Annotated in this window: 11 protein-coding genes; 3 read left to right on the top strand and 8 right to left on the bottom strand. The window is 70.4% G+C overall.

What is annotated here, in order from left to right:
• Positions 1-14 precede the first annotated feature (14 nt).
• Both eno and ACYVGI_RS10400 read right to left on the bottom strand, forming a co-directional pair.
• The gene (gene eno, locus ACYVGI_RS10405) at positions 15-1295 is read right to left on the bottom strand and encodes a phosphopyruvate hydratase (protein WP_460632549.1); all 1281 of its coding nucleotides are present in this window, start codon (positions 1293-1295) and stop codon (positions 15-17) included.
• Positions 1296-1467: 172 nt separating this feature from the next.
• Positions 1468-2076, bottom strand: coding sequence for a TetR/AcrR family transcriptional regulator (locus ACYVGI_RS10400; protein WP_460632548.1), 609 nt, complete (start codon positions 2074-2076; stop codon positions 1468-1470).
• A gap of 49 nt (positions 2077-2125) precedes the next feature.
• Between ACYVGI_RS10400 and ACYVGI_RS10395 the strand changes: the two genes are divergently transcribed.
• Positions 2126-3613, top strand: a complete 1488-nt coding sequence (locus ACYVGI_RS10395) for an MFS transporter (protein ID WP_460632547.1) — start codon at positions 2126-2128, stop codon at positions 3611-3613.
• A 580-nt stretch (positions 3614-4193) separates the two neighbouring features.
• Here the strand turns inward: ACYVGI_RS10395 and hisS are convergent.
• Entirely contained in the window at positions 4194-5486 is a 1293-nt protein-coding gene (gene hisS, locus ACYVGI_RS10390; RefSeq protein ID WP_460632546.1) for a histidine--tRNA ligase, read from the bottom strand.
• Between the two features lie 111 nt (positions 5487-5597).
• Here hisS and ACYVGI_RS10385 point away from each other — a divergent pair, with 111 nt between their 5' ends.
• Entirely contained in the window at positions 5598-6722 is a 1125-nt protein-coding gene (locus ACYVGI_RS10385) for an epoxide hydrolase family protein (protein WP_460632545.1), read from the top strand.
• 466 nt (positions 6723-7188) lie between these two features.
• Here ACYVGI_RS10385 and ACYVGI_RS10380 read toward each other — a convergent pair whose 3' ends face one another.
• The 5 genes from ACYVGI_RS10380 to ACYVGI_RS10360 all read right to left on the bottom strand — a co-directional run bounded on the left by ACYVGI_RS10380 (position 7189) and on the right by ACYVGI_RS10360 (position 12125).
• Complete coding sequence (locus ACYVGI_RS10380; RefSeq protein WP_460632544.1) at positions 7189-7995, bottom strand: ABC transporter ATP-binding protein; 807 nt, start codon at positions 7993-7995, stop codon at positions 7189-7191.
• A gap of 2 nt (positions 7996-7997) precedes the next feature.
• Entirely contained in the window at positions 7998-9083 is a 1086-nt protein-coding gene (locus ACYVGI_RS10375) for a FecCD family ABC transporter permease (protein ID WP_460632543.1), read from the bottom strand.
• Positions 9080-10162: a FecCD family ABC transporter permease gene (locus ACYVGI_RS10370; RefSeq protein ID WP_460632542.1), complete on the bottom strand. Its 1083-nt coding sequence runs from the start codon at positions 10160-10162 to the stop codon at positions 9080-9082. The genes ACYVGI_RS10375 and ACYVGI_RS10370 overlap by 4 nt, the downstream gene beginning before the upstream one ends.
• 8 nt (positions 10163-10170) lie before the next feature.
• Positions 10171-11223: an iron-siderophore ABC transporter substrate-binding protein gene (locus ACYVGI_RS10365; RefSeq protein WP_460632541.1), complete on the bottom strand. Its 1053-nt coding sequence runs from the start codon at positions 11221-11223 to the stop codon at positions 10171-10173.
• 140 nt (positions 11224-11363) lie between these two features.
• Positions 11364-12125: a nucleoside triphosphate pyrophosphohydrolase gene (locus tag ACYVGI_RS10360; RefSeq protein WP_460632540.1), complete on the bottom strand. Its 762-nt coding sequence runs from the start codon at positions 12123-12125 to the stop codon at positions 11364-11366.
• A gap of 206 nt (positions 12126-12331) precedes the next feature.
• Here ACYVGI_RS10360 and nhaA point away from each other — a divergent pair, with 206 nt between their 5' ends.
• Positions 12332-13483, top strand: coding sequence for a Na+/H+ antiporter NhaA (nhaA, locus tag ACYVGI_RS10355; protein WP_460632539.1), 1152 nt, complete (start codon positions 12332-12334; stop codon positions 13481-13483).
• Positions 13484-13493 lie beyond the last annotated feature (10 nt).

Below are 13493 nucleotides of genomic sequence, written 5' to 3'. Positions count from 1 at the left end.
AGAAGCGCGGAGCGCTACGCGGTGAAGCGCGGGAACGCGCTGCGGCCCGCGTAGACGGCGGCTTCGCCGAGCTCTTCCTCGATGCGGAGGAGCTGGTTGTACTTGGCGACGCGCTCGGAGCGGGCCGGAGCACCGGTCTTGATCTGGCCGGCGTCGGTGGCGACGGCGAGGTCGGCGATCGTGGTGTCCTCGGTCTCGCCGGAGCGGTGCGAGAGCACGGCGGTCATGCCGTTGCGCTGGGCGAGGGAGACCGCATCCAGGGTCTCGGTCAGGGTGCCGATCTGGTTGACCTTGACCAGGATGCTGTTCGCGGCCTTGACCTCGATGCCCTTGGCGAGACGCTTCGGGTTGGTGACGAACAGGTCGTCGCCGACGAGCTGCAGCTTGCTGCCGAGCTCGGCGTTGAGGTGGGCCCAGCCCTCCCAGTCGTCCTCGGCCAGCGGGTCCTCGATGGAGACCAGCGGGTAGTTCGCGGCGAGCTCCGCGTAGTACGCGGACATCTCGGCTGCGCTGCGCTGCTGACCCTCGAAGCGGTAGACGCCGTTCTCGAAGAACTCGGTGGATGCGACGTCGAGGCCGAGCGCGATGTCGCGGCCGACGGTGAATCCGGCGTTCTGGATGGCCTCGGAGATGAGGTCGAGCGCCGCACGGTTGTGCTCCAGCTCAGGGGCGAAGCCGCCCTCGTCGCCGAGGCCGGTGTTGAGGCCCTTCTGCTTGAGCAGCGACTTGAGCGAGTGGTAGGTCTCGACACCCCAGCGAAGGGCCTCGGAGAAGGTCTCCGCGCCGATCGGCAGGACCATGAACTCCTGGATGTCCACGCCGGTGTCCGCGTGCGCGCCGCCGTTGATGATGTTCATCATCGGTACGGGCAGGGTGTGCGCGTTCGGGCCGCCGATATAGCGGAACAGGGGCAGGTCGGCGGAGTCCGCGGCAGCCTTGGCGACGGCGAGCGAGACGCCGAGGATGGCGTTCGCGCCGAGGCGCTTCTTGTTGTCGGTGCCGTCGAGCTCGATCATGGCGGAGTCGACGAGGCGCTGGTCTGCGGCTTCGAAGCCCTCGATGGCCGGGCCGATCTCGTCGAGCACAGCGTCGACGGCCTTCTGCACGCCCTTGCCGAGGTAGCGGTCCTTGTCGCCGTCGCGAAGCTCGTAGGCCTCGAACGCGCCGGTCGACGCACCGGACGGGACGGCGGCACGGCTGACCGTGCCGTCTTCGAGAAGCACCTCGACCTCGACGGTCGGGTTTCCGCGCGAGTCGAGAATCTCGCGAGCGCCTACAGCTTCGATCTGAGCCACAACAGTCTCCTTGTTTCACATGTGTGTGGGGGTGGGTAAATCAGCGGTGATCCGCTCGCCAGTCTACTGAGGTCGGGAGAACGCATCCGACCGGAGTGTGTGGGTGGGTGGGGCTGGATGCGGGCGGCGCCGACCCGAGGACGCTCGGCCTCGACCCGTGGATGCGGCGGGCTCAGTCCTCCACGCCACCGCGCAGCGCGTCGAACAGCGCTTCGAGCCGCGCGCGGTGCTCCTGCAGCACGGCGTCCTCCGCCTCCCCGGTGATGAGCCGCAGCGCGGTGTCCACCAGCACCGTGCCGTATCCGGCGATGAAGAACGCCGAGAACAGCCCGGCGTCGCCCCTGTACGCGTCGTCGGCGTCGAGCTCGTCGGCGAGGGTGCGCTGCAGTTCCGAGGAGATCTCCCTGGCGCGGGCGATCAGCGCCGGCGACCCGGCGACCGTGCGGAAGAACGGGATGGACCTGCCGTCCACCCCGGACAGCGGGCTGCGCTCGTCGACCAGCAGGAGCGTCGCCTGCCGCAGCGACGCCAGCACGTCGGTCCCGTCGGCCCGGTCGCGCACAGCCGACCGGAGCAGGTCGACCGCGTCGGCCGCCCTGTCGAGGAAGAGGTCTTCCTTGCGTGGGAAGTGATTGAACACCGTGACACTTGACACCCCGGCAGCACGAGCGACCTCGGCGACCGTCACGGCGTCGAAGCCGCGCTCGAGGAAGAGCCCGGACGCGACCTCCGCGATCCTGGCGCGCGTCTGCGGCCCGCCGCGCTCGCTGTTCCTGGGCATTCACCCTCACTCTCTTGTGTGACTAACTTTAGTGACATAACCTAGTGGCATGTCCTCCACTCCGGCTCCTGTCATTATCCGCGAGGCGCCCCGTCCGCCCCGCTCCCTCCGCGAGGCGTGGCTCGCTCTCACCGGCCTTTCTGCCGTCTTCCTGTTCGAGATGCTCGACAACTCGATCCTCAACGTCGCGCTGCCGACCATCGGGCGCGAGCTCCACGCATCCACCACCGGGCTGCAATGGGTGACGGGCGCGTACGCGGTCGTGTTCGGCGGTCTGATGCTGGCATTCGGCGCCGTCTCCGACCGGTTCGGCCGACGCCGCGTGATGCTCGTCGGCCTCGTCCTGCTCGGGCTGGCGAGCCTCGCCACGGCGTTCGTCACCAGCCAGGAGCAGTTGATCGCCGTGCGCGTCGCGATGGGCGTCGCCGCCGCGATGACCACCCCCGGCTCGATGGCGCTCGCTTTCCGTCTGTTCGCGGACGACGGGCTCCGGGTGCGCGCGATCACCCTCATCTCCACGGTGGGGCTCGTCGGGCTCGCGATCGGGCCGACCGTCGGCGGCCTCGTCCTCGCCGTCGCGCCTTGGCAGTTGCTACTGCTGGTCAACGTGCCGATCGCCGCGCTCGCGTTCCTGAGCATCCGGTTCGGCGTGGCGACGGATGCGGCAGCCGACCTGCACCGCGACCCCCTGGACATCGCCGGGGCGGTCGTCGGCACGCTCACGATCGTGCTCGCGCTCGTCGCGCCAACGCTGTTCGTCGATCTGGGTGTCGGCGCCTGGCAGCCGTGGGCGGTCGCAGCGGCAGCCGTCGCCGGCGCGATCCTGTTCGTGCTGCGCGAGCGTTCCGCGGCGCACCCGCTGCTCGACCTCAGGCTGGTCGCGCATCCCCTGGTGTCGAGCGGGCTGGCGTTCAAAGCGGCGACCGGCATCGCGACCGCCGGTCTCGGCTACCTGGTGACGCTGCAGTTGCAGCTCGCCTGGGGTTGGCCGCCCGCCCTGGCCGCGATCGGGATGCTGCCTCAGGTCGTCGTGCTCATCGCCGGTGGGGCGGTCATCACACCACTGGTGCGCAAGATCGGCCTCGAACGCGCAGGGTGGATGGGCGCGGTCACCGTGGTGGCCGGGCTCGCGGTCTACGCACTGCTGAGTCGGTACGGCTACGTCTGGGTGGCGCTCGCGCTCGTCCTGGTCGCAGCGGGGATGCGCGTGGTCGGCGTCATCGCGGGAACCAACGTGATGCGCGGCCTGCCGGAGAACCGCACCACCATCGGCGCCGCGCTCACCGACACGTCGACCGAGGTGGCTTCCGGAGTCGGCATCGCGGTCACCGGCACGATCCTCGCCGCCCTGTTCACCGGCGACGTCGCCTCAGCGCACTGGTCCGCCGCCCAGGCCTCGGAATTCGGGGACGCCGTGACCATCGCGGGCGTGACGCTCACCGCGGCGGCCGCCGCGCTCGTCGGCTGGGGCGTCGCCCGCTCGCGCCGCGCGCAGCGCGACGCAGCGCCGGCCCCGGCCCCGGCCCCGGCCGGCTAACGTGGGCGACCGGGCTGCGCCCCGCCGCCCCGCCACCTCGCCACCTCGCCACCTCGCCACCTCGCCACCCGAGTCTCCTTCCGAACGGAGAGGCACGCCCCTCACCGCCCGAATCTCCTTCCGAACGGAGAGACACGCCGCCCCACCACCCGAGTCTCCTTCCAAACGGCGAGACGCGCCGCCCCACCGCCGAAACTCCTTCCGAACGGAAAGACACGCCGCCCCACCACCCAAAACTCCTTCCGAACGGAAAGACACGCCACCCCACCGCCGGAATCTCCTTCCGAACGGACAGAGACGCCGCATCCCGCCCGGGTCTCCGTCCGAACGGAGAGGCCGCCTGCCAGCGGCGATCTCCTTCTGGACGGAGATTTCAGGTGACACGCCGTTCGAGACTCCGTTCAGACGGAGAAGGCGGCGAATCGTGGCGAAAACTCCTGCAGAGTACGCCGCTCGGGCGACCTGCGCCGACCGGCCAGTGTACAGCGGCCAGCGCGCAGCGGCCAGCGCACACCGGCCAGCGCCCAGCGCGCACCGGCCAGCGCACAGCGGCCAGCGGCCAGCGGCCAGCGCGCAGCGGTCAGCCCAGAGACTTGACCTCGAGCGACGCCGCATCCGTCGTGTCGGCGGTCACGAACGCGAACGACCGGAAGCCGGACGCCTCCGCGCGGTCGAGCACGGCCTTGAGGTTTTTGGCCCTGCGGTCGAGGCGCACTCTGCGCCCGGCGGCGATCAGCTCCGACTTCACCGCGAGCAGCCGGTCGAGCGGCACCGCAGGGTCGTAGACCAGCACGATCGAGTCGGCGGACGCATCCGTCGGCACCTCGATGAGGTCCACGACACGCTCGAAGCCGATGGAGAACCCGCAGGCAGGAACATCCGTGCCCAGGAAGCGGCCGATCATGCCGTCGTAGCGCCCCCCGCCGCCCACCGAGCTGCCGGAGCCGGGGTGCGCGATCTCGAAGATGGTGCCGGTGTAGTAGCCCATGCCGCGCACGAGGGTCGGGTCGAACCGCAGAGTCACGCCGCTCGGCAGCGTGTCGAGCGCGTGCGCCAGCGACTCCAGCGCGGCGATCGCGTCGGTGTCGACCCCGTCCGGCAGGATGTCTGTGATCGCCTCGACGGTCAGCGCGACGCCGCCGTCCGCCAGGTGCGGCTCCAGGTTCTTCAGAATGCCGCCGAGCACGGCGGCCGAGTCTGCACCGTCCGCGCTCAGCTCCTTCACGACACCCTCCGCGCCGATCTTGTCGAGCTTGTCGATCGAGATCAGCACCTGCGGCCAGCGCGACTCCGCGAAACCGCAGAACTCGAGCAGCCCGTTCAGGATGCGCCTGTCATTGATGCGGATCGTGCAGTTCTGCAGGCCGAGCGCGTCCAGTGCGGCCGCCGTCGCCGTGATCAGCTCCACCTCGGCGAGCTGGCCCGCCTCGCCGATGATGTCGATGTCGCACTGCACGAACTGGCGGTATCGGCCCTTCTGCGGGCGCTCCGCACGCCACACCGGGGCGATCTGGATGGAGCGGAACACCGGAGGCAGCTCCGCGCGGTGCGTGGCGTAGAACCGCGCGAGCGGCACGGTCAAGTCGAAGCGCAGACCGAGGTCGGTGAGGCTGAGGACGTCGCCGGAGTCGATGGCCGCGCGCAGATCCTCGGCGTCGAGGCCGCGCTTGAGCACGCTGAACGCCAGCTTCTCGTTGTCGCCGCCCAGGCCGGAGTGCAGGCGCGCGACGTCCTCGACCACCGGCGTCTCGATCTCGTCGAAGCCGTGAGAGGCGAAACTGCGCCGGATCACACCGAGCGCGTGCTCCCTGCGGGCCTTGTCTGCCGGGAGGAAGTCGCGCATACCGCGGGGCGGAGTGATCGGAGAAGCCATGCGAACGATTCTTCCATGCCGACGCATCCGGCACGTCCCCCGCTGCCCCGCGCCCACCCCGGCCGCGACGGGGCAGATGGGGCCTGCGGCGCACGAGTAGCGTGGGCAGCGATGAGCATAGAACCGTTCCGCATCCACCTGTCAGACGACACCATCGACGATCTGCTGGACCGCCTCGCCGCCACCCGCTACGTCGCACCGATCGGCCGGGCGCCGTGGCACGGCGGCGCAGGAGAGCCCGTGCTGCGCGACCTGGTCGGCTCCTGGCTGCGGTTCGACTGGCGGGCGCAGGAGGAACGGCTGAACTCCTACGACCAGTACCTCGCGGATGTCGGCGGTCACCGCATCCACTTCGTGCGGGTGCCGGCGGCGGGGTCGGCGCAGACGCGCATCCCGTTGCTGCTGCTGCACGGCTGGCCGAGCGCATACACCGAGTACCTCCCGCTCGCCGAGCGCCTGGCGAACCCGGCAGGCTCCGGGTCGGATGCGCCGATCGCCTTCGACGTGATCGTGCCGTCGCTGCCCGGTTTCGTGTTCTCCGAGCTGCCGGACCGGCCGCTGACCAGACAGGCCATCGCCGACGACCTGCACGAGCTGATGACGACCGTGCTCGGCTACGACCGCTACGCGGCGTTCGGCGGGGACATCGGCGGAGGGGCGGCGACCTGGCTCGGCGTCGACCACGCGGACAGGGTGATCGGAGTGCAGCTCCTGCACGCGCCGTTCCCCGCGGACAGCGAACCGCACAGCGAGGAGGAGCGGGCGTACCTCGCCGCCGTCGACGCCTACGACACCGCAGACGGCGGGTACAGCGAGATCATGTGCACCAGGCCGGACACCATCTCCGCGGCCCTCGGCGACTCCCCCGCCGGGCTGCTCTCCTGGATCGCCGACAAATGGCACGACTGGGTCGACGGCGACCTCGACAGCGTCGTGCCACGGGATGCGCTGCTCACCATCGCGACGCTGTACTGGGCGACTGGGAGCATCGGCACGTCCTTCCAGCAGTACTTCGACTACGACGCGAACCCACCGCGGCCGCCGATCGTGGCCCCGGTGGGCGTGCTGCTCAGCAGGGAGCCGGTGATGGACGGGTTCCCGGTCTCACTCGCCGAACGCGCGGCGGACGACCTGCGCGCGTTCGAGCGAGCGCCGCGCGGCGGGCACTTCCTCGGGCTGGAGCAGCCCGACCTCGCCGCCGACCGCATCCGCGCGTTCTTCGCGTCGCTGTCGTAAGCCCACACCGTCGATTTCTCTCCCCCTTTCCCGCGCCATCGAGCCGGGACTTGTGCCCCGCATCCACCGGCGTGTCTCGTGCAAAAGTCCCGGCTCGACGGCTGCGGTCGCGGCGTAAGATGAGGGCGTTGCCACCCTCATGGTCGTGCCCTGCGGCTTCGGTGGTGTCCCGATGGACCTGACATGAGTCGCATCCGTCCGACCACGGGTAGATGCTCGCTGTCAGACACAAGGCCGACAACGTGCCCGTCAGCCATCCAGGAGAGTCGCGCATCCGCGCCTCTCACCCGAATGGCGGGCTGACAACGCCTAGCGGGCGCGCTGCCGGTCGCATCCCGGCGCGCTGCCTCCCATCATCCCCATCGAGTGGTCCCGAATTGCCGTGCGCACGTCGGCGCCCACGGCAATTCGGGACCACTCGATGGGGCTGTTGGGGGGGCGGGGATGGCGGGGATGGGGGCGGGGGCTACTCGCCGAGGCGGTGGTGGCGACCGAGCGGCACCACGAGCGGCGTCCCCGTCACCGGGTCGGAGGCGATCACCGACTCCACGCCGAAGACGTCGCGCACCAGCTCCGCCGTGACCACCTCACCCGGGGCGCCCGCAGCGACGATCCCTCCGGCGCGCATCGCGATGAGGTGGTCGGCATAGCGGGCGGCGAGGTTGAGGTCGTGCAGCACCATCACCACGGTGGTCCCGCGGGCGGCGTTGAGGTCGAGCAGCAGGTCGAGCACGTCGATCTGGTGGCTGATGTCGAGGAACGTCGTCGGCTCGTCGAGCAGCAGGATGTCGGTCTGCTGGGCGAGCGCCATCGCGATCCACACCCGCTGCCGTTGCCCGCCGGACAGCTCGTCGATGGCGCGGTCGGCGAGGTCGGCGACACCGGTCGACACCATCGCGGACGCGACGGCCTCGTCGTCCTCCGCCGTCCAGCGGCGGAACCAGCCCTGGTGCGGGTACCGTCCGCGCCCGACCAGGTCGGCCACCGTGATGCCGTCCGGTGCCGTCGGCGTCTGCGGCAGCAGGCCGAGTTTCGTCGCCACCTGCTTGGTCGGCAGCGAGTGGATGTCCACGCCGTCCAGCAGCACCGAGCCGGATGCGGGGGCGAGCAGCCGGGACAGCCCGCGCAGCAGCGTGGACTTGCCGCAGGCGTTCGGACCGACGATGGCGGTGACCGTGCCGGGCGGCACCTCCAGGTCGAGGCCGTCGACGACGACCCTGCCCTCGTAGGAGAGGGTCAGGTCGCGTGCGGCGAGTTCGTGGGTGACGGTCATGGTCAGCCTCCCCGGCCGATTCGGTTGGTCCTGGTCAGGAGCCAGAGCAGGTACGGGGCGCCGACGACGCCGGTGACGACGCCGACGGGGAACGCCACGTCCGGCACGGCGAACTGGGCGACGATGTCGGAGACGACGAGCACGAGCGCGCCGACCAGCGCGGACGGCACGAGAGCGAGCGATCCGCGACCGACCAGCCTGCGGGCGATGGGTGCCGACAGGAACGCGACGAACGCGATCGGCCCCGCCACGGAAACCGCGACCGCCGCGAGCGCGACGGCGACGAGCACCACCAGCAAGCGAGTCCGCTCGACCCGCACGCCGATCGCGGCAGCGGTGTCGTCGCCGAGGCCGAGCGCTGCGAGCGGCCTGCCGAGCACCAGCGCACACGGCACGAGCACGACGGCGCTCACCGCCAGCACCGTCAGCGCGACCGGGTCGACGCTGTTGATGCTGCCGGTCAGCCAGACGAGCGCCTGCTGCACGTCGGTGAGAGCGGCGGTGGTGAGGACGTAGGACACGAGCGCCCCGGCGATGGCGGCGAAGCCGATTCCGATCAGCACGAACCGGTAGCCGCTGATTCCGCCGCGCCAGGCCAGCAGGTAGATGACGAGCGCTGCGACGAGGGTCCCCGCCACGACGACGCCGGACAGCGCCAGCCCGGTCAGCCCGAACCAGACCAGCGCGATCGCGCCGGTCGCGCTCGCGCTCGCGGTGATGCCGATGATGTCCGGGCTCGCCAGCGGGTTGCGGGCGATCGACTGGATGAGCGCGCCGGAGAGCCCGAGGCAGCCGCCGACCAGCACGGCGGCGAGCAGTCGCGGCAGACGCAGCTCCAGGATCACGAACTGGGTGAGCCTGTCCGCCCTGCCGATCAGCGCAGCGAGGATGTCGCCCGGCGCGACGGCCGCTGCGCCGAGACTCAGCGACACGGCCGAGACGAGCACGATGAGCACGGCGAGCACCACCGACACCCGGACGACCCTGGATGCGCGCGAGCGCCGGTCGGCCGTGGAGGCGCGGGAGGCGGCGACCGCGGCACCCCCGGACGGTTCCTGCGCGGCCCCGGCCCGCGCATCCGTCGTCACAGGCTCACCAGCTTGCGCCTGCGCACGAGCGCGATGAACACGGGAGCGCCGACCACGGCGGTGACGACACCGACCTGCAGTTCGCCCGGCCACGCCACCAGACGGCCGATCACGTCGCAGACGATCAGCATGGTCGGCGCGATCACCGCCGAGAACGCGAGGATCCAGCGGTAGTCGGCGCCGACCACCCAGCGGGCGACGTGCGGGATCACGAGCCCGACGAACGCGATCGGACCCACGGCGGCGGTCGCCGACCCGCAGAGCAGCACGATGGCGACCGCCGCGAACGCCCTCGACACCCCGACCTTCTGGCCGAGCCCGCGCGCCACGTCGTCGCCGAGCGCCAGCCCGTTGAGCGCCCTGCCGAGCGCGAGGGCGACGATCGCCCCGATCACGATGGTGGGGAGCACCTGCCAGAACACTCCGAGGTTGCGACCGGCGAGCGACCCGACCTGCCAGAACCGCAGCGAGTCGAGCGAAACGCGGCTGGTGAGCAGCACGGCCGTGATGAGCGAGCCGAGCGCGGCAGAGACCGCCGCCCCGGCGATCGCGAGCTTGATCGGGGTCGCGCCCTCGCGACCGGTGGACGCCACCGCGTACACGACCACCGAGGCCACCGCTGCTCCCGCGAACGCGAACCAGACGTACCCTCCCGCCGTGGTGATGCCGAACACCGCGATGGCGATCACCACGGCGAGCGACGCGCCGAAGTTCACGCCCAGGATCCCCGGGTCTGCGAGCGGGTTGCGGGACAGTCCCTGCATCACCGTCCCCGCGAGGCCAAGCGCGAGCCCGGCGCTCAGCCCGAGCAGGGTGCGCGGCAGGCGGCTGTCGACCACGATCAGCGACGCCTCGCTGCTCCTGTCGTAGTGGAGCAGCGCGTGGAACACGGTCGCGGGGTCGAGCGGGTTGGAGCCGAGCATCAGACTCAGGATGCAGGCCACCAGCAGCGCGACGACCGCAACCACGAACCCGTACGACAGCCGACGCCGACGGCGGCCGGTGGATGCGCTGCCTGCGCCTCTCCCCCGGCCGCCGTTCGCCGCCGCACTCGTCGGCGGCACCGCGCTGGTCGTCATGCGCCCTGTTACTTGACCTTCTCGGCCGCGGCCGCGAGCTCGGGGACGTAGCGGTCGAGCATCCACGGGATGCTCAGCACGCTGGGCGCGCTCGACGCCATGACGAACGACTCGCCGACGATCGGCGCGAAGCGGCCTTCTTTGATGGTGGGCATGGCGGCGACCAGCGGGTCGGCCTTGAAGGTGTCGACGGAGGACTGCTTGTCGAAGTACATCACCAGCAGGTCGGTGTCGATCTTGGAGAGGTTCTCGTAGCTGACCTGGAAGAAGAAGCTGTCCGCATCCTTCTTGGCGTCGAGCGTGTCGATGCTGGGCGAGTTCTTGAGGCCGAGCTCGTTGAGCAGGAGGACGCGGGAGTCTGTGGCCTTGTAGACGTTGATCATGCCGGGCTCGTTGGCGGCGGCGTAGACGAAGGTCTTGTCTTTCAGCACCGGGTACTTCGCGGCGAGCGCTGCGACATTGTCCTCGGTCTTCTTCTTCAGCGCGGTGGCCTCTGCGGAGAGTCCGAGCGCCTTACCGACGATGTCGGTCTGGTCCTGCCAGCTCGTGCCCCACGGGACCTTCGGGTATGCGACCACCGGGGCGATCTTGCTGAGCTTGTCGTACTCGGCCTGCGTGAGGCCGGAGAGCGGAGCGAGGATGACGTCGGGCTTGGCCTTCACGTACTCCTCGAACGGCACCTCGCCGGTGTCGACGCCGGCGATGAGCTGCGGGGTCTTCGCCTTCAGCTCGGTGAGCTTGTCCGCCACCCAGGGCAGGACGCCGTCGGCGTTGCCGCCGTAGGTCATCTTCGGCATGGCCACCGGCACGACACCGAGCGCGAGGGCGACATCGGCCGCGCCCCAGCCCCAGACCGCGACGCGCTCCGGCTTCTTGTCGATCGTCACGGAGCCGAGGGCGCTCGTGATCGTGACAGGGAACGCTCCGGATGCGCTGCTCGAGCTGCTCTCGTCGCCTGGCGTGCCGGCGCTGCAGCCGGTGAGGATGAGGGCGGCGGTCGCGACGATCGCCGACGCGATCACGGCGACGCGCGACCGGCGGCGCGAAACGGACTCGAACATGCTTCTCCTTCGAGACGGTGAGGGGTTTAGGCAAGCCTAACCTAACCGTCTGCGCCTCGCCAGCCGACGCCATCGAGCCCAGGCTTTTTCACCGTAAGGCGCGCGAATACCGTGAAGAACCCTGGGCTCGATTGCGACGATCAGTCGGTGGAGGTGGATGCGGTCGGAAGGCCGATGATTCCGGCGTCGGAGGCATCGGAGGCATCGGAGGCGTCGGAGGCGTCGGCCTCGTGCTCGCGGATCTCCGACTGCAGGTCGCGCAGCGTCGAACGGAGGGCGCGCTCCGCATCCAGCCCCTGCGCCTTCGCCGACGCGACGATGGCCAGCAGCAGCGGGCCGAGCTCGCCCTCGGAGTCCACCTGCACTCCCCCGGTCTCGTGCAGGTCGAGAAGCCCCACCTTCTCGGCGCGCCCGAGCAGCTTGTCCGCGAGCGCGAGCGACGGCATCGCCTGCGGGATGCCGTCGAGCACGCTCGTCCGCGACGGCTTCTCGCGCTTCTTGAGGTCGTCCCAGAACTCGACGACGTCGTCGGCCGTCTCGGCCGTCCGGTCGCCGCCGAACACGTGCGGGTGGCGGCCGACCATCTTGGCGGTCATCTGGGCGGCGACATCCTGGATGTCGAAATCCTCACCGGGAGTGTGCGCCGCGATGTCGGCGTGGAACAGCACCTGGTAGAGCACATCGCCGAGCTCCTCGATCAGGTCGTCCCTGTTGCCGGTCTCGATCGCCTCGACCAGCTCGTACGTCTCCTCGATCAGGTACTGCACGAGCGACTCGTGCGTCTGGTCCGCATCCCACGGGCACCCACCCGGCCCGCGCAGCCGCTCCATGACGGCCACCAGCTCGTCCAGCTTGGTCGGCTGTTCCGACACGGGAGCGGATGAGAAGCTCAGCTCGGACATCGTGGACGCCTTCCTCGATCGCGGGCCGCACCCTGCCTGCCCTTCCTCCATCCTCCCTCATCCGCCGCCGCCTGACGCCTGCCTCCCCGGTAGAGTGGGTGACTGGTGTGCCGGGAAGTCTGGTCGGCGGGTGGCGCGAACGCGCCGCTCCCGCATCCGGCCGCGCGTTCGACGAGACACTCGAAGCGTGAGATAGGCGAGACCGCATGAGCATCATCCGATCAGAACGCACAGCCGCAGGGCTTCTCCTCGGGGCGGCCGCGCTCGGCCTCCTCCTCGCGAACACCGCAGCCGGGCCCGCCCTGCTCGACCTGCAGCACACGTACGTCGGCGTCGGCGGCCTGCGGATGAGCGTCGGGCACTGGATCAGCGACGGCCTGCTGGCGGTCTTCTTCTTCATCGTCGCCGTCGAGCTCAAGCACGAACTGGTGGCCGGCGAGCTGAACAGCGTGAAGAAGGCCGTGCATCCCGCCATCGCGGCGGTCGCGGGGGTGATCGTTCCCGCCCTCATCTACCTCGCGTTCACCGCCGGCAGCGGGATGGAGCAGGGCTGGCCCATCCCGACCGCCACCGACATCGCCTTCGCGCTTGGCGTGCTCGCCGTGTTCGGGCGCGGGCTGCCCAACCGGCTGCGCGTGTTCCTGCTGGCGCTCGCGGTGCTCGACGACCTGATCGCGATCCTCATCATCGCTGTCTTCTTCACCACGGACCCCAACCTCGGCGAACTCGCGCTCGCCGCCGTCGCCGTCGCCGTCTTCGGGCTTCTCAGCCGGATGCTGAAAGGCCGGATGCGCGTGCCGATCGGCGTGCTGATGCTCCTCGTCGCCTGCCTGGCCTGGTGGCTCGTCTGGGACTCCGGGGTGCACGCGACCATTGCGGGCGTCGCCCTCGGCCTCGTGATGGCGCGCCGGCCGGCCGGACGGGTCACGCACGCACTCGAGCCGTGGTCGAACGGTGTCATCCTCCCGCTGTTCGCGTTCTCCGCCGCACTGGTCGCCATCCCGCAGGTGTCTCCGGCGCAGTTGCAGCCCGCGTTCTGGGGCATCCTGGTCGCCCTGCCGGTGGGCAAGGTGGTCGGCATCACGCTCGGCGGCTGGCTCGGCTCCTTCACCCGCAGCAAGGCGGAGCGGGGGAAGATCTCGCTGTTCGGTCTGGTGACCATCGGCATCCTCGGCGGCATCGGTTTCACGGTGTCGCTCCTGATGAACGAGCTGGCGTTCGCCACGGACGAGCTCGTGCGCGCCGAGGGGACGCTCGCCGTGCTCCTCGGCTCCGCCGTCTCGATCGTCGGCGCCGCGATCTGCGTCACCCTCCTCGCGCGCCGCTACCGCGCGCAGCACCCGCACCCGCGCGCGTAGACGCGCACGA

Source organism: Leifsonia lichenia (assembly GCF_054780215.1).
The sequence above is the reverse complement of the archived record's forward strand: the minus strand, read 5'-3'. Positions and strand labels throughout refer to the sequence as shown.